This is a genomic window from Pseudomonas sp. GW822-FHT03F04 (genome assembly GCF_058801405.1).
In genome coordinates, this window is sequence record NZ_JBXANF010000004.1 from 387,617 (window position 1) to 402,868 (window position 15,252).

The window sequence follows — 15,252 nt, forward strand, 5'->3', positions numbered from 1 at the left end:
GTGACATCCAAGCCGAGACAACAACGCCGAAGACGGCAAGCGACTCGACTCACCCATTACCTAATCGAAACTCTGAATCGACATAAAAAGGAACGCGCCATGTCTATCCGTGAACTGCTGAACCCAACCAACTCCGCCCTGATCCTGATCGACCACCAGCCGCAAATGGCTTTCGGCGTGCAGTCGATCGACCGTCAGACCCTGAAGAACAACACCGTCGGCCTGGCCAAGGCAGCGAAGATCTTCAACGTGCCGACCATCTACACCTCGGTCGAAACCGAAAGCTTCAGCGGCTACATCTGGCCGGAACTGCTGGCGGTGCACCCGGAGCAGAAGCCGATCGAGCGCACCTCGATGAACTCCTGGGAAGACAAGGCGCTGGTTGACGCGGTGAAGGCCACCGGCCGCAAGAAGCTGATCATCGCCGCGCTGTGGACCGAGGTCTGCCTGACCTTCCCGGCCCTGGAAGCCCTGGCCGAAGGCTACGAGGTGTACATCGTCACCGACGCGTCCGGTGGCACCACCAAAGAAGCCCACGACATGTCGGTACAGCGAATGATTCAGGCCGGCGCCGTACCGGTGACCTGGCAGCAAGTGCTGCTCGAGTACCAGCGTGACTGGGCGCACAAAGACACTTATCAGGCGGTGATGGACCTGGTGCTGGAACACAGCGGCGCATACGGAATGGGCGTCGACTACGCCTACACCATGGTGCACAAGGCACCGCAGCGGCAGGCCAAGTAAGTCGGCAGGACAAAAAAAGACGCAACCGGGGTTGCGTCTTTTTTGTTGTCCGCGAGAAAGGTCTACATCCGGTGTTTTTCGGCCTCGGGAATGTGGCTAGCGCCAAGGACTGCCGGCAACAATCCGGAGCGCAAATCCCCACCGCTCGGCTGCTGATACAAGCTCAAGCCAAACTCCGGCAGCACCGCCAGCAGGTAATCGAAAATATCCCCCTGAATCCGCTCGTAATCGGCCCACACCGTGGTGGTGGTAAAGCAGTAGATTTCCAGCGGAATGCCCTGAGCCGTGGTCTGCATCTGGCGAACCATGCAGGTCATGTTCGGCTGGATCTCCGGGTGGCTCTTCAGGTAGGCCAGCGCATAGGCGCGAAAAGTGCCGATGTTGGTCATGCGCCGACGGTTGGCCGACATCGCCGCGACGTTGCCCTGCGCTTCGTTCCAGGCCTTGAGTTCGGCTTTCTTGCGGCCCATGTAGGCGGTCAGCAGGTGTACCTGGGAGAGTTTTTCTTCTTCATCGTCGCGGATGAAACGCACACCGCTGGCGTCGATGAACAGGCTGCGTTTGATCCGCCGCCCGCCGGACTGCTGCATGCCGCGCCAGTTTCTGAACGACTCGGACATCAGGCGCCAGGTCGGGATCGAGACGATGGTTTTGTCGAAGTTCTGCACCTTGACCGTGTGCAGGGTGATGTCGACCACATCGCCATCGGCGCCGACTTGCGGCATTTCGATCCAGTCGCCGACCCGCAGCATGTCGTTACTGGTCAGTTGTACGCTGGCGACGAACGACAGCAGGGTGTCCTTGTAGACCAACAGGATCACCGCCGACATCGCACCCAGACCGGACAGCAGCAACAGCGGCGAACGGTCGATCAGGGTGGCGACGATGATGATCGCGCCGAACACGTACAAGACCATTTTTGCCAGTTGCACGTAGCCCTTGATCGAGCGGGTGCGGGCGTGTTCGGTGCGGGCGTAGATGTCCAGCAGGGCATTGAGCAGGGCGCTGACCGACAGCAGCAGGAACAGAATGGTGAACGCCAGCGCGACATTGCCGAGAAACACCGTGGCGGTCTTGCTCAGTTCCGGCACCAGGTGCAGGCCGAACTGGATCACCAATGACGGCGTCATCTGCGCCAGACGCTGGAACACCTTGTTATGCCGAAAGTCGTTGAGCCAGTGCAGCGCGGGCTGGCGACCGAGCATGCGGCTGGCATGCAGGATCAGGTAACGCGCCACTCGTCCGAGGACCAGCGCGATCACCAGCAGCAGGATCAACGCCAGGCCGGCGTGCAGGAGCGGGTGCTGATCGAGGGCACCCCAGAGGTCTTGGGCGTTGAGCCAGAGCTGTTTGAAATCCATGAGAGAGACGATTCTTCTGTAAGACGCGACGGGCGATTAGAGCATTTAAGACGCTGTGTATTACCGTTGGAGACAAATCGAGCAACAAAAAAGCCACTGATTACGGCTGATTTCACAAAGAAACTCGGCCTGAGCGCTCGAAACCGGTAACCTATGCAGCTGATTTTTTGCATATCTTCGAGGTAGCACCCGTGTTTTCCCAATTCGCCCTGCACGAACGCCTGCTCAAAGCCGTGGCCGAGCTGAAATTTGTCGAGCCAACGCCTGTGCAAGCCGCGGCCATTCCGCTGGCGCTTCAGGGGCGTGACCTGCGGGTGACGGCGCAAACCGGTAGCGGCAAGACCGCCGCGTTTGTCCTGCCGATCCTCAACCGCCTGATCGGCCCGGCCAAGATCCGCGTCAGCATCAAGACCCTGATCCTGCTGCCGACCCGCGAGCTGGCCCAGCAGACCCTGAAGGAAGTCGAGCGCTTTTCGCAGTTCACTTTCATCAAGTCCGGCCTGATCACCGGCGGTGAAGACTTCAAGGTCCAGGCCGCCATGCTGCGCAAGGTGCCGGACATCCTGATCGGCACCCCGGGCCGGATGATCGAGCAACTGAACGCCGGCAACCTCGACCTGAAAGAAGTCGAAGTGCTGGTGCTCGACGAAGCCGACCGCATGCTCGACATGGGTTTTGCCGAAGACGTGCAGCGTCTGGTCGACGAATGCCCGAACCGTCAGCAGACCATGCTGTTCTCCGCCACCACCGGCGGTTCCGGCCTGCGCGAGATGATCGCCAAGGTGCTGAACAACCCTGAGCACTTGCAGCTCAACGCGGTCAGCCAGCTGAACTCGACCACTCGTCAGCAGATCATCACCGCCGACCACAACCAGCACAAAGAACAGATCGTGAACTGGCTGCTGGCCAACGAGACCTACCAGAAGGCCATCGTCTTCACCAATACCCGGGCCATGGCCGACCGCATCTACGGTCGCCTCGTCGCCCAGGAATACAAGGCGTTCGTGCTGCACGGCGAGAAAGACCAGAAGGATCGCAAACTGGCGATCGATCGTCTGAAGCAGGGCGGTGTGAAGATTCTGGTCGCCACCGACGTGGCGGCCCGTGGTCTGGACGTTGATGGTCTGGATCTGGTGATCAACTTCGACATGCCACGCAGCGGCGACGAATACGTGCACCGTATTGGTCGTACCGGCCGTGCCGGCAACGACGGTCTGGCGATCTCGCTGATCTGCCACGGCGACTGGAACCTGATGTCGAGCATCGAGCGTTATCTGAAGCAGAGCTTCGAGCGCCGCACCATCAAGGAAGTCAAAGGCACCTACGGCGGACCGAAGAAGGTCAAGGCCTCGGGCAAAGCCGTCGGCGTGAAGAAGAAAAAGACCGACGCGAAGGGCGACAAGAAGAAAACCGCCGCCAAGACTCCGACCAAGCGCAAGAGCGCCAACCGTCCGAAGCCGGATTCTCTGGTGAGCAGCGACGGCATGGCTCCGCTCAAGCGTCGCAAGCCGGTTGCACCTGCGGCCGAGTAAGGCGTTTCAGGCAGGCAATAAAAAACCCGGACACTGTCCGGGTTTTTTTATTCCCTGAGTTTGTCAGCTGCCCATCTGCCCACGGGTGTCGGCATCAAAGCGCTGCTTGGCCTGATCCGCTTTTGGTTTGAGCTGCGCGAGCAGGGCTGCCTCGCTGTACAGCCCGGGCAGCGCCAACTCCTTGGGCGTTGGCTCGATCGGGATCAGCACATCTTCACCTGCCGCGTGCAGCCAGATCGCTACGACATGCAGCGCCGAAACGAACAACACTCGCAGCTCAACGGTTTTGCCCTGCAACTGTGGCGATTGCTCGGCCAGTTTCAGTGCATCGACCGTGGCCGCCGCCAGGTTGCCGTGGTTCAACGAGGCGAACTCGACGTGACCACGGACTTCGGCCAATTGCGCATCGGCAATCGACACACCGTCGGCAAACACCAGGTAATGCCAGTCGCCGAGCCGGGCGTCCTTCAGGCCTTTGCCCTGGCTCAGGTCATCCAGGCTGAGCGAGTAGCCGCGATAGGCCTCGCTCAAGCTGATTTTCGCCGGTGCAGCACTGGCGAACTGGCGATTGATGCCAAAGCCCTGGGTTTGCAGCGCGGCTTGCAACACCGGACGCAAGGTCTGTACGCCGTTGGAAGGCGCCTTTGGATAAGTCAGTTGCATGATGTCGCCCTCCTAGTTTTTCGCCGTGAAGTAAGTGTGAGTCCAGTTGCCGCCACCGTTGTAGGAACCGGGGAACGAGTTCAGCGCGCGGGTCGAATAGCCGTAGATCGAATCCGCGACCAGCACGTAGTTGCCGTTGGTGCCGTAGATCGTCAGGAAGTGCGCACCGCCGCCGTACCAGGCGCAACGCAGACCGACAGGCCGGCCCATGTTGATCTGGTTCTGGATGGCCGACATCTGCAACGAACCCTGATTCATCCCGTTGTAGCTGCGGGTGGTTTGCAGGGCCGAATCCAGATAGCCGTAGACGTTGCACGGCCCCGGCTGGCTGCAGCAGTTGCGGTTCAGTTGGGTGCTGGCAACGCCGCACTGGGTCCAGGACCCGGTGCCGTAATAGTTGCCGACCGAAGCGGAAACCGCGGCCCAGCACCAGTTGGTCTGGGTCTGTTGCTGCATCGTGAAGTTGAGACTCGAGGCGGCCAGGGCCTTGGCCTGTGGGGCCGCTTCGACTTCGACCAGTTGCGCATCGAGCAGATGGCCGGTCAGGCACCCGGGCAACGTGTTGCCGGTGAATTGCGTTGTTTCAGTGGTTAACATTTTTCAATCCTCCATGAATGAAAACAAACGTCCAACGTGTGGATGTTGCGAGCGATCGGTGGTGAATGGGTTGCCATCTCCGATGGCCGGTTCCGATCAGGCTCGAGGTAACCCTAGGTCTGAATATGCATTGATGCAAATATAAAAATGCATTAATGCAAATATCCAGACGAAAGGACGCGGGCTTTGGCATCGATTCTGACCGGTTGATGCCGAAGCCTGCGGCGTTGACCGAGATGTCAGCCCTCGGTTTTCTTCTCGGCCGAATCCAGTTCCTTCAGCCGCTGATCGATCAGTTGGCACTTGTCCGGCAGGTCGGCGGCTGCCGTGCCAAGATCCATCTTCTGCAACTCGGCGTTGATTTCCTTGGCCTTGGCCGGGTTTTGCTCGGTGAGCTTGGCGACTTCCCTGGCCAGTTGCTCGCGCTTGACGGTGGCTTCTTCCGGGGTACAGGCCCAGACGGGCAGGGCGCAGGCGAGCGTGGCGGCGAGTGTGAGGGTGAGCAGGGTTTTCATGGGGGCAGGCCTCAGATCCGGTTAAGGCGGGTTAACCGGTTGAGGGCTGTGGCCAATGAAAAGTTCAGGATCTTTGTTGGCTCAGTCCCCGTGACAGCAACTGGATTTTTGTTCTCCGTCATACCGATCGTGATACCGCACCCACTCCATGATCTCGTCCTCGTTCCTGCCTTTTGGCGTGAGATCGAGGTAGTTGTAGGCACCAACCAGCATGTCCAGGCCTCGAGCGTAGGTCGAGTAGGTGTGGAAAATCTCGCCGTTGCTGGCGCGATAGAACACGCTCAGCCCCGGCATTTCCTCTTCGCCACTGTCAGTTTTTTCGTAGTTGTATGTAGCCTTTCCGGCTTCGGCATCATCAGCGCGGGCGCAAACGCCGAAGTCGTAGTTGAAATCGGAGCCGTCCGACGACACCCAGTCGAATTTCCAGCCCATCCGCCGCCTGAAGGCCTGGAATTCGGCGAACGGCGCATGGGACACCGCCACCAGCGCAATGTCGTGATGGGCCAGGTGTTGATTGGCGCCGTCGATGTGGTCGCTGAGGAACGAGCAGCCCGGGCAGCCTTCCTCCCAGCCTTTGGCAAACATGAAGTGATAAACGACGAGTTGGCTGTTCTGGCCGAACAGGTCAGCCAGTTTCAATTCGCCGTTCGGCCCCATGAAGCGGTAGTCCTTGTCGACCCTCACCCAAGGCAGAGCGCGACGTTTGGCGCTGAGGCGGTCGCGTTCTTTGGTGAAGGCCTTTTCATCGGCCAGATGCTGCTTGCGGGCGGCGAGCCATTCTTCGCGCGACACCACCGGATGATTCTCAACGTTCATGATGATTTCTCCTGCGGGGGTTGAAACCGTCTGTCTCAGACTAGTCGCTCAACGCTGTCGGAAATCGACAGACCGCCGGTCGGCCGGGGCGGTAAATGAAGCTGAACGGCTCTTGTCCGCTCAGGTCACAACCTTTGAAGGCGCCATTAATCACGCGCACCGGAGGTTGAATCAGGATGACGACTTATAACTGGGATTTGATTGAACGCCTGCTGCATGAAGTACAGAACGGCGCAGGCCACAGCTTCGCACCGCGCTCTTACGCAGAAGACTATGCGGCGGAAAAAGCGGCGGCGGGCGAGCCGATCGAGAATCTGGATCATCTGAAAACCATCGCCTGCCAATATGAGCAACTGTTGCTGCTGCGCGGTTACATCGGGCCCCGCGGGGAGGATGAGGGCAGCACCGGCAACAATTTCAGTCTGACCCCGCGCGGATCGAGCCTGTTGAGCCTGATCGACAGCAGCATTCCCGGTAATGATCATCCGCGTCAGGTGCTGGATGAGCAGCAGGATGCGCTGGATGAGGCGACGTTCGATCGTGTGGCGTCCAAGGCGCAGATTGCCTGAACGCCTTATGCGATCCTGCGGGAGCCGAGCTGTTCGGTTCCCGCAGGTTCTGTGAACTCAGCCTGCCTTCGCGGCCTTCAGGCACTTCAAATCATTGAAGTCCTTGCGCACCCCTTCGATTTTCTTCAACAAGCGCTGGCGTTGTTGCGGTGTGCTTTCAGCCATCAGATCCACCGCCAGCGAGCGCGCCTGGGCTTCGGTGTCGGCGTAGGCCTTGCGGTAATCCGCTGTCCATAAACGCTCGCGATAGACCAGAAGCGTCTCGATCCGCTGTGGGAATTCCGGACTTTTACGCTGGGCGACGGCTGCACTGAACTGTTGTTGCCAGTGCGCACGGTTGGCGATCCATTGAGTGTTCTGGTCGCCCAAAGCTGTCGACCACGCCATCACGCGTTGTTCTTGCGTGGGACTCAGCGGCCCGAGCCAGTCGTTGAGGCGCTTGTCCATGCGTGCGCCGCGTTCGGCAATCTGCTGGGCCAAGGGTGGCTTCACATATTCCTGTTGGCGTTTGCGCAGATCCTTGGCAAACGCGTCGTTCATTTCCGCGACCTGTTTGTCATCCAGTCCTTGCAGCAACTCAATGGCCGACGGCGTGATCTCACGTGCGGTCTCGGCAATCGCCTGCTTGGCCTCCAAGGTACGGGCCTGGAGCGCGGCGTCGGTGACCTGATTGGTCTCGACCATGGTTTGCAGGCGATCGAGCCAGTCCAGATAACCCGGCAACTGCGTGCTGCAGTGCCAGCTCAGGTGTTCCTTGAGGCGTTCGTTGAACCAGCCTTTCTGCTCGCCGTTCATGTCCAGGTAGTCGCTGAGCGTCCACGGAATGATCACGTCGAGATTGCGATAGGCGAGGCCTACACGGCTGCAGGCGCCGAGGGCGAGGGTGAAAGCCAGCAGGGCGGCAATCTGTTTGAACCAGCGAGACATGGGCGAATCCTTGCGTGAGCCTGGCTTCGAAGTCTGATGCTTATGTGAACGCAGGATGAGCCCGGCAGTTCAGCCAATCAATAGAACGCGCGTTCGGCCTTGAGCGTGACCAGCCCGTCGCACTGGCTGTTGTGGCCGGAATAGGCGGAGCAATCGCTGCCGCTGAGGCTGGAGTTGCTGTAGATCAGGTCGAGGTCGACGCCCATCACCGGGCGGGAAAATTTCACCGACCAGTCGGTAAAACTGCTGACATACCCGCCGTCCACCGAGACCGGTGTATTGAGCTGATGGGTGGTGTATTTCATGCTGATCCCGATGCCGAACGGCTGGTTGCCGCGCAGATCGGCAAACAAGGTGTTGTTCTGTTTGTCCGGATCGTTGCTCAGTGCGATGCCGAAACGGCTGCCGAGCAGGGTCAGGCCGCCGAACAATTCCTGGCTGTCGAGGGTGTCGACCTTGGGATAGCTGTAGTGGATCATCCCGACTTCGTAGCCGAGGGTTTGATCGAAGGGTTGTTTAAAGCCGACGTAGGAATCGATCTCCAGATTCTTGCCCGGCGTCAGTCCCATGCTCGGCGCGTACTGGCCGACGTAGAGGCCGCTGTCGTGGCTCAGATCGAGGCCGCCGTGGAACGAGCCGGCGGCAGAAGGTTTGACCAGTCCCTGGGCCATGCTGCGGCTGGGCGAGGTGCCGAGCTTGAGGTCGAAGTCGCCGAGTTCACGCTGGAATATCTGCGCGTGCGTCATCGGGCTCGCCAGCAGTCCTGCAAGAAATAAACAGAGGGGTTTGAGCATGCGTCACTCCTTGAACAGCGAGCGCAGTGCGATAAAGACTGCTGAAACGCTTGATCCAGACGCGTGCAAGGATACCGGCGAATGATCGGCATCGAGGGCCGTTCGTCGATTTCTGTTGTTTTGTTGAGTTTGATTAAACGCGAGAGAGGTCTTGCGAGGGTTCCGGTCCAGACGCTTCGAAGCTCAAAGCGCCTTGGGACTGGTGTGTTGCGGGGTGTTACTTCTTGCCCAGGCTGATCTGCTTGGACGGGCCGAACGTCTGGCCGCTGACGCCCTTGGCAATTTGCTGGATTTCGCCGCCGGACTTGAGGAATGCCGCGATCTGATCGTTGATCGATTCGCTGGTTTCAACGGCTGGAGCTGGCTTTGCTTTGCTGGTGGATGCTTTTACACGCATGGCGGCCATTAACCTGTAGAAAAGTAACTCGGCCAGGCATCGTACAGGAATAACTTGACAATTGCTTGGTAAATATCCCCCGGAATAACCCAGCGTGCGGGTGGATTATTCTCGATTAATTATTCGAAATATCCCGCTAACCTGCTGTTTTAAATAACAAGATTTATCGGGAACGGTGGCTTTTTCGAGGGGGCGGCGCGCCGGGGAGTCCTCCAGGTAGTCTGACGAGTGGCGCCCGCTCGGCGGCAAACCAAGGAAAATCAAGGCTTCGCGCAAATTTCCGTCGGCGGGAGGATCTGCCGGCCAACGAACCCGGCAAAACCGGGTAGAATGCCGCCCACGCAATGAGGGTATTGGAAATGGCTTTAGTCGGGCGCTACAACAGTTTGCAAGTGGTTAAACACACTAACTTCGGTTTATATCTGGACGGCGGTGCCGACGGCGAAATTCTTTTGCCCAACCGTTATATCCCTAAAGATATTCCCAGCGAAGATGAAGACTGGCTCAATGTTTTCATTTATCTGGACAGCGATGACAAACTTATTGCCACCACTGAAAAACCAAAAGTTCAGGTCGGTGAATTTGCCAGTTTGAAAGTTGTTGAAGTCAACAGCATCGGTGTGTTCCTCGATTGGGGCCTGCCGAAGGATCTGCTGCTGCCTTATTCCGAAGAAAAACGCCAGATGACCGCCAGCGAGTACTGCGTGGTGCATGTCTACCTCGACAAACACACCCGCCGCATCACCGCCACCGCGCGTCTTGATCGCTACCTCGACAAGACCCCGGCCAACTACAGCGTGGGCCAGGAAGTTGATCTGCTGGTGGCCGAATCCACCGACATGGGTTTCAAGGCTGTCATCAACAACAAGCACTGGGGTTTGATTCACAAGAACGAAATCTTCAAGTTCATGCGTTCCGGCATGCGCGAGAAAGGTTTCATCAAGGAAGTGCGTGCCGACGGCAAGATCAGCCTGAGCCTGCAACCGGTGGGTCAGGAAGCGGCCAGCAGCCTGAATTCGAAGATCCTCGCCAAGTTGCGCGAAAACGATGGCACCCTGGCCGTCAGCGACAAGAGCGACCCGGCGCTGATCAGCAGCCTGTTCGGTGTCAGCAAGGGCAACTTCAAGAAGGCCATCGGTTCGTTGTACAAGGAAGGCAAGATCGTCATTCATGCCGATCGCATTGAACTAACCTGAGCCTGACGTGGCCCATGTTGCATGGGCTCACTTGAGGTCGGGCAGATGAAAAAAGCGTTGATTGCCTACGTCGCCACGCTGCTGACGTTTCTTCTGCTCGACGGCGTCTGGCTCGGCGTGCTGATGGCGCCGACCTATCGCGAACTGCTCGGTTCGCTGATGCTCGAAAAACCGTTGCTGGTGCCAGCAGCGGTTTTTTATTGCCTGTACGTTTTCGGCTGTGTGGCGTTTGTGGTGTCGCCGGCAGTGAGCTGGCAGCGAGCCGCCCGCATGGGCGCGCTGCTCGGGCTGGTCGCTTATGGCACTTATGACCTGACCAATTGGGCGACGTTGCGCGGCTGGTCGGTGCAGGTGACATTGATGGATTGGGCATGGGGGACGTTTGCCACGGCGCTGGCCTGTTCGGTCGGATTTGTCGTGGCCAGCCGCTTTGGCAGATCAGCCCTTCACCGCTGACGTTTGAGGAGCATGAAATGTCTCTTCCAGACGGCTTTTTCTGGCTGGCTGGTTAATAATCCACGCATCATTTTTCGCCCCGGACGAAGAGCCGGGGCTTTGTTTTGACCTTTGGAAAAACTGCCATGTTGTGTGTGTTCGAGGTGTTGCGGTGAGCGTCAGTCGGCGCAGTGCCGACGGGTTTGCCCTGCAAGTGATGGTTGGCCTGTGCCTGATCTGGGGCGTGCAGCAGGTGATGATCAAGTGGGCGGCGACCGATATCGCGCCGGTGATGCAGGCGGCGGGGCGGTCGGGGATTTCCGCGTTGCTGGTAGGACTGCTCATTTGCTGGAAGGGTGGCTGGGATCAGGTCGGTGCTACATGGCGCGGCGGCTTGCTGGCCGGTGCCTTGTTCGGTCTGGAGTTCCTGTTTATCTCCGAAGGCTTGCAGTTGACCACGGCCGCGCACATGTCGGTGTTCCTTTACACCGCACCGATCTTCACCGCGCTGGGTGTGCATTTCCTGTTGCCCAGCGAGCGTCTGCGACCGGTGCAATGGCTGGGGATTTTCATGGCGTTCGTCGGGATCGCTGTGGCGTTTGCCGGCGGCGTGTCGTGGGACAACCTCGATCACCGCATGCTGCTGGGCGATGCTCTCGGCGTGCTGGCCGGGGCCAGTTGGGGCGCGACCACCGTGGTGGTGCGTGCCTCGCGCCTGTCGGAAGCGCCGGTGACGTTGACGCTTTTTTATCAACTGATTGTCGGCTTCGTCGGCCTGCTGTTGATCGCACTGCTCAGCGGCCAGATCACCCACGTCAGCCTGACCGTCGTGGCGGTGGGCAGCGTGCTGTTCCAGGGCCTGGTGGTGTCGTTCTTCAGTTACCTGACCTGGTTCTGGCTGCTGCGCCGTTATCTGGCGGCCAATCTGGCAGTGTTTTCCTTCATGACGCCGTTGTTCGGCGTCACGTTCGGCGTGGTGTTGCTCGGTGAAAAGCTGAGCATGAACTTCATCATCGGTGCCGTGCTGGTGTTGCTCGGCATCACCTTCGTCAGCGCGGAACAGTGGGTGCGTCGGCGTTTGCGCAAAGCGCTCGGCCAGTCGTAAGCGGTTTCCACGCCAGGCCACCGGCAATCAGCAGCCCGCTGCCGGCGATCACCAGCGCCGGTTGCAGGCCGCCGCTGAAGTGGCTGCTGACCGCCGCCAGCAGCGGCCCGCTAAGCTGACCGACGGCGAAGCACGCGGTAAGCAGACCGGCGTTGCGCTGGGTGGCGTGGGGCGCCATTTCCCGGGAGCGTTGCATCACCAGTTGCATGCAGGCCAGGAACGGCGTGCCGCACAGGATCACGCCCAAAGCCAGACCGAGGCCGCTGCCCAACAGGCAGGCAAACACCCCGGCGGCCTGCAGCCACAACGTCGCCATCAACCAGTGACGGGTGGTGTCCGGATCATGCCGACGCAAACTCACCAGCAACACACCGATTGCGGCGCCAAGGCCGAAGCACGGCCAGAACAGATCGGCCTGCCATTGCCCGTGAAACTGCGCGTTGGCCATCTGCGACAGGAACGTGGCCGGGATGATGTAGCCCACGCCGTACAAGGCATACACCACCGCCAACCGCGCAATGCCGCGATTCGAATGATTGACGGCGGAAGGTGTGACGGTTGCGCCGACGCCCGGTTGCGGCAGGATCCGCACGATTCCCAGCAACATCACCAGTGCCACGGCGGCATAGATCAGCCACAGGGTGGCGGAAGTCTGCTGCGCCAGATGTGAGAACAGCGCCAGCAACCCCGTCAGAAAAATCCCAAGACCCGGTCCGGCAAATACCAGCGCTCCCAATCTCGGACGACCCGCCGCCGCAGCCAGCGGTTGACTCAGTGCGGTGATCATCACCAGCACCCACGCGCTCGCCACGCCAGTGCCGAAGCGCAGCAGCAGATGCGACCAGAAACCATTGGCCCAGAACGACGCCAGCGTCAGCAGCACGCATAACCACAAGCCACCGTGCAGACGCCGTTGCACCTGATCGGGCCGGCGAGAAAACATCGCGTCTATCGCGCCGAGCAGATAGCCGAGGTAGTTGGCTGCCGCAATCAGACCGGCGGCGGTCAGGTCGATCTGCCCTTCGCTGATCAGGTGGGGAAGTTGCGGTGTAAGGGCGAAACGCCCGATGCCCATGGCCATCATCAGGGCAATGAAACTGGCGGATAAGCGAATCAGCGGCGACATGGTCTGGATTCCGTTGGAGGTTCAATGACCGTCAGGCTAGGACTGATTGACTTTCTTTAAAATTGAATAATAGTGAGTAACTTGTTCAGTTCAGGAGAATGGTTGTGGAGTTCAGCCAATTGCGGATCTTCCAGGCCGTGGCGGAGGAGGGCTCGATCACTCGCGCCGCCGAACGCCTGCACCGCGTGCCGTCGAACCTGTCGACCCGGCTCAAACAGCTCGAAGAGCAATTGGGCGTCGAACTGTTCGTCCGCGAGCGTCAGCGTTTGCAGTTGTCGCCCGCGGGAAAAGTCCTGCTGGACTACACCGGCAAACTGTTCGCCCTGCGCGATCAGGCCAGTGCGGCGGTGATGGGCGGGCAACCGGCGGGAGATTTCGTGCTCGGCACTCTGTACAGCACCGCCGCGATTCATTTGCCGGCGTTGCTGGCGCGGTATCACAAGCGATATCCGGCGGTGAATCTGCAGGTGCAGTCCGGGCCCAGTGGCGAATTGCTGGAAGGCCTGCTCACCGGGCGCCTCGATGCGGCGCTGGTGGATGGCCCGCCGCAACTGGCCGGGATCGACGGGGTGCCGCTGTGCAATGAGCGGCTGGTGCTGATCAGCGAGCCGGATCACCCACCGGTACGCAGTGCCAAGGATGTCGAGGGGCGGGCGGTGTTCACCTTTCGCCATGGCTGCGCTTACCGTGCGCGGCTGGAGTCGTGGTTCGCGCACTATCAGGCGGCGATGGGCCGGGCGATGGAGATCGAGTCTTATCAAGGGATGCTGGCTTGCGTGATTGCCGGCAGCGGCGTGGCGCTGATGTCGGAGTCGATGCTCGCCAGCCTGCCGGGCCGCGAAAGTGTCGCGGTGCATCCGCTGGCCGAGCCGTTTGCCAGTGCGACAACCTGGCTCATGTGGCGCCGGGGCATGGTCGGCGCCAATCTCAATGCGTGGATTGAACAGCAGCAGGCGCTCTATCCCGTGGCTGGCGAAGACACCCGGGAAATCGCTTGAGCGATCGGTCAGGGATTCTGATCAATCTGGTAACAGATCATTGCGGATTTCACCGAGCATTGCGTAGGACTTCGGACTATTATCAGTGCGAAGCGGCCTCAGAATTCCGGACGCTCAGCACCACCCTGAAGGGGGCATGACGATGAAAGAGAAAATTCAAAACTGGCTGCACGATTTGGGTGTTGCCCTCGGCTTGATCGAACCGCCTCTGCAACCGGTCCCGATTCGCACTGATGACGAACAGCGTCGGCGTCAGCAGCGTCGGCGCTAATGCCCCGATCTGAATAACAAGGATTTGAAGATAGAGAGATCGCAGTCTTCGTCAGCGCCTGCATGAAACCGTGCAGGTGCTGACGAAGACTGCGATCTTTTGCTTTTCAGTGTCGCCCGATCTCGATCAGAAACCGGCTCAAGTCGTTCGCGGTTTTCGCGGTCTTGAGCATGTGATCTTCTTCGGCGGTGAATGCCGTCAGTCCGAATTCATCTTCCAGATGGAAGATCAGATCCTCGATATCCGCCTTCTCCAGACCCAGCTCCGCCAGGCTGGTGCGGTCATTGAATTCGCGGTTTTCCAGCAGACGCTTGATGAACCTGTGCACAGCGGCACGCACGGCAGCTCTTCTCATGGCAGATTTTCAAAAGTGGTGGGTCTGACTGGAGTACAGCAGGCCTCAGGCGTGCCGGCGCAACCATTCGTCAATCATCGAACGCAGATGCTCCCCTGAAAAACTGCCGAAATGCCCGCCATGCACGGTGCGGATCTTCAGAGCCTGCAAACGCTGCAGGCTGGCGGCGTAATCCTCAAGATTCGAGTGGTAGGCATCTTCAATCAACGGCCCGTCGTAGATGATGTCGCCGCTGAACAGGGTTTCGCTGGCCGCTTCATAGAGGCTGATCCCGCCCGGCGAATGCCCCGGTGTGTGCAGCACTTGCAGCGTGCGATTGCCCAGGTCCAGCACATCGCCGTCCTCGACAAATCCGGTGGCCGGCGCAGCCTTGACCCGGTATTCGGCGTAGCACAGCGGGCAATCCGGGTGGGCTTCGAACATGTCGTCGCCGACGAAGGCACGGCTCAAGTCATTCTCGCCATCCGGCGCCGCCAGAATGTCCGCCTCGGCAGGGTGTACCAGCCGTTCGGCAAATTCGTGATGCCCGGCAATGTGGTCGAAGTGGCAATGACTGGCCACCGCCACCAGCGGCCGCTCGGTCAGCCACGGCAGTTGTTCGCGCAGGCTGACCAGGCCGGAACCGCTGTCGAGCAGCAGATCCTTGTCACGCCCCTGAACATGCCAGAGGTTGCAGCGGTAGAAGGGACGGATGTACGGCTCGTGAATCAGGCGAATGCCGTCGCTCAGGTGCTGCACTTCGAACCACTGATCGCGAGAAACAATCTTCATAAAGCATTTTCTCCAGACGAAAAAAAACGGGTGTGGCAACCGACGCCACACCCGTCGAAGAAAGCATCAAGTCGTTATGT

At 59.5% G+C, this 15,252-nt stretch carries 19 protein-coding genes; 8 read left to right on the plus strand and 11 right to left on the minus strand.

Translation table 11 applies throughout. The features are described from left to right. The first annotated feature begins 99 nt into the window (after positions 1-99). Entirely contained in the window at positions 100-744 is a 645-nt protein-coding gene (locus AC1RMX_RS11505) for a hydrolase (RefSeq protein WP_085648570.1), read from the plus strand. 62 nt (positions 745-806) lie between these two features. Here the strand turns inward: AC1RMX_RS11505 and AC1RMX_RS11510 are convergent, their stop codons facing one another. Further along, positions 807-2,105 (minus strand): mechanosensitive ion channel family protein, encoded by a 1,299-nt coding sequence (locus tag AC1RMX_RS11510; protein ID WP_096819351.1) that lies wholly within the window; start codon positions 2,103-2,105, stop codon positions 807-809. Between the two features lie 191 nt (positions 2,106-2,296). Here AC1RMX_RS11510 and AC1RMX_RS11515 point away from each other — a divergent pair, with 191 nt between their 5' ends. Beyond that, positions 2,297-3,637, plus strand: coding sequence for a DEAD/DEAH box helicase (locus tag AC1RMX_RS11515; RefSeq protein ID WP_096819350.1), 1,341 nt, complete (start codon positions 2,297-2,299; stop codon positions 3,635-3,637). Positions 3,638-3,700: 63 nt separating this feature from the next. Here AC1RMX_RS11515 and AC1RMX_RS11520 read toward each other — a convergent pair whose 3' ends face one another. The 4 genes from AC1RMX_RS11520 to AC1RMX_RS11535 form a co-directional block, all read right to left on the minus strand. Next, the gene (locus AC1RMX_RS11520) at positions 3,701-4,300 is read right to left on the minus strand and encodes a hypothetical protein (RefSeq protein ID WP_096819349.1); all 600 of its coding nucleotides are present in this window, start codon (positions 4,298-4,300) and stop codon (positions 3,701-3,703) included. Positions 4,301-4,312: 12 nt separating this feature from the next. Continuing rightward, positions 4,313-4,897 (minus strand): C39 family peptidase, encoded by a 585-nt coding sequence (locus AC1RMX_RS11525; RefSeq protein WP_102620291.1) that lies wholly within the window; start codon positions 4,895-4,897, stop codon positions 4,313-4,315. Positions 4,898-5,136: 239 nt separating this feature from the next. Continuing rightward, complete coding sequence (locus tag AC1RMX_RS11530) at positions 5,137-5,412, minus strand: hypothetical protein (protein WP_493071922.1); 276 nt, start codon at positions 5,410-5,412, stop codon at positions 5,137-5,139. A gap of 81 nt (positions 5,413-5,493) precedes the next feature. Continuing rightward, positions 5,494-6,228 carry a DUF899 domain-containing protein gene (locus AC1RMX_RS11535; RefSeq protein ID WP_493071924.1) on the minus strand — a complete coding sequence of 245 codons (735 nt, stop codon included), beginning with the start codon at positions 6,226-6,228 and terminating at the stop codon, positions 5,494-5,496. Positions 6,229-6,404: 176 nt separating this feature from the next. On the opposite strand from AC1RMX_RS11535, the gene AC1RMX_RS11540 reads away from it, so the two are divergent. Then, positions 6,405-6,797 carry a transcriptional regulator gene (locus tag AC1RMX_RS11540; RefSeq protein ID WP_096819344.1) on the plus strand — a complete coding sequence of 131 codons (393 nt, stop codon included), beginning with the start codon at positions 6,405-6,407 and terminating at the stop codon, positions 6,795-6,797. A gap of 57 nt (positions 6,798-6,854) precedes the next feature. Here AC1RMX_RS11540 and AC1RMX_RS11545 read toward each other — a convergent pair whose 3' ends face one another. The 3 genes from AC1RMX_RS11545 to AC1RMX_RS11555 form a co-directional block, all read right to left on the minus strand. Then, complete coding sequence (locus tag AC1RMX_RS11545; RefSeq protein WP_273536867.1) at positions 6,855-7,724, minus strand: DUF6279 family lipoprotein; 870 nt, start codon at positions 7,722-7,724, stop codon at positions 6,855-6,857. A gap of 77 nt (positions 7,725-7,801) precedes the next feature. Then, positions 7,802-8,518 (minus strand): TorF family putative porin, encoded by a 717-nt coding sequence (locus AC1RMX_RS11550; RefSeq protein WP_192560058.1) that lies wholly within the window; start codon positions 8,516-8,518, stop codon positions 7,802-7,804. A gap of 217 nt (positions 8,519-8,735) precedes the next feature. Then, positions 8,736-8,924 carry a PFL_1563 family small protein gene (locus AC1RMX_RS11555; protein ID WP_016985943.1) on the minus strand — a complete coding sequence of 63 codons (189 nt, stop codon included), beginning with the start codon at positions 8,922-8,924 and terminating at the stop codon, positions 8,736-8,738. Positions 8,925-9,274: 350 nt separating this feature from the next. On the opposite strand from AC1RMX_RS11555, the gene AC1RMX_RS11560 reads away from it, so the two are divergent. The 3 genes from AC1RMX_RS11560 to AC1RMX_RS11570 all read left to right on the plus strand — a co-directional run bounded on the left by AC1RMX_RS11560 (position 9,275) and on the right by AC1RMX_RS11570 (position 11,651). Further along, on the plus strand, positions 9,275-10,111 hold the full coding sequence (locus AC1RMX_RS11560; protein ID WP_493071926.1) for a CvfB family protein: 837 nt from the start codon (positions 9,275-9,277) through the stop codon (positions 10,109-10,111). 45 nt (positions 10,112-10,156) lie between these two features. Beyond that, positions 10,157-10,567: a DUF2177 family protein gene (locus tag AC1RMX_RS11565; RefSeq protein WP_493071928.1), complete on the plus strand. Its 411-nt coding sequence runs from the start codon at positions 10,157-10,159 to the stop codon at positions 10,565-10,567. A 151-nt stretch (positions 10,568-10,718) separates the two neighbouring features. Next, positions 10,719-11,651 carry a DMT family transporter gene (locus AC1RMX_RS11570; RefSeq protein ID WP_096819339.1) on the plus strand — a complete coding sequence of 311 codons (933 nt, stop codon included), beginning with the start codon at positions 10,719-10,721 and terminating at the stop codon, positions 11,649-11,651. Here AC1RMX_RS11570 and AC1RMX_RS11575 read toward each other — a convergent pair. Further along, positions 11,596-12,777 carry an MFS transporter gene (locus tag AC1RMX_RS11575; RefSeq protein ID WP_493071931.1) on the minus strand — a complete coding sequence of 394 codons (1,182 nt, stop codon included), beginning with the start codon at positions 12,775-12,777 and terminating at the stop codon, positions 11,596-11,598. The two genes, AC1RMX_RS11570 and AC1RMX_RS11575, sit on opposite strands and share 56 nt — an antisense overlap. 104 nt (positions 12,778-12,881) lie before the next feature. On the opposite strand from AC1RMX_RS11575, the gene ptrR reads away from it, so the two are divergent. Next, positions 12,882-13,775 (plus strand): putrescine utilization regulator PtrR, encoded by an 894-nt coding sequence (ptrR, locus tag AC1RMX_RS11580; protein WP_096819670.1) that lies wholly within the window; start codon positions 12,882-12,884, stop codon positions 13,773-13,775. 142 nt (positions 13,776-13,917) lie between these two features. Continuing rightward, on the plus strand, positions 13,918-14,046 hold the full coding sequence (locus AC1RMX_RS11585; RefSeq protein ID WP_007914492.1) for a PA1414 family protein: 129 nt from the start codon (positions 13,918-13,920) through the stop codon (positions 14,044-14,046). 106 nt (positions 14,047-14,152) lie between these two features. Here the strand turns inward: AC1RMX_RS11585 and AC1RMX_RS11590 are convergent, their stop codons facing one another. Together AC1RMX_RS11590 and AC1RMX_RS11595 are read right to left on the minus strand one after the other, a co-directional pair. Further along, entirely contained in the window at positions 14,153-14,401 is a 249-nt protein-coding gene (locus tag AC1RMX_RS11590) for a phosphopantetheine-containing protein (protein ID WP_096819337.1), read from the minus strand. A 45-nt stretch (positions 14,402-14,446) separates the two neighbouring features. After that, entirely contained in the window at positions 14,447-15,172 is a 726-nt protein-coding gene (locus AC1RMX_RS11595) for an MBL fold metallo-hydrolase (protein WP_096819336.1), read from the minus strand. Positions 15,173-15,252 lie beyond the last annotated feature (80 nt).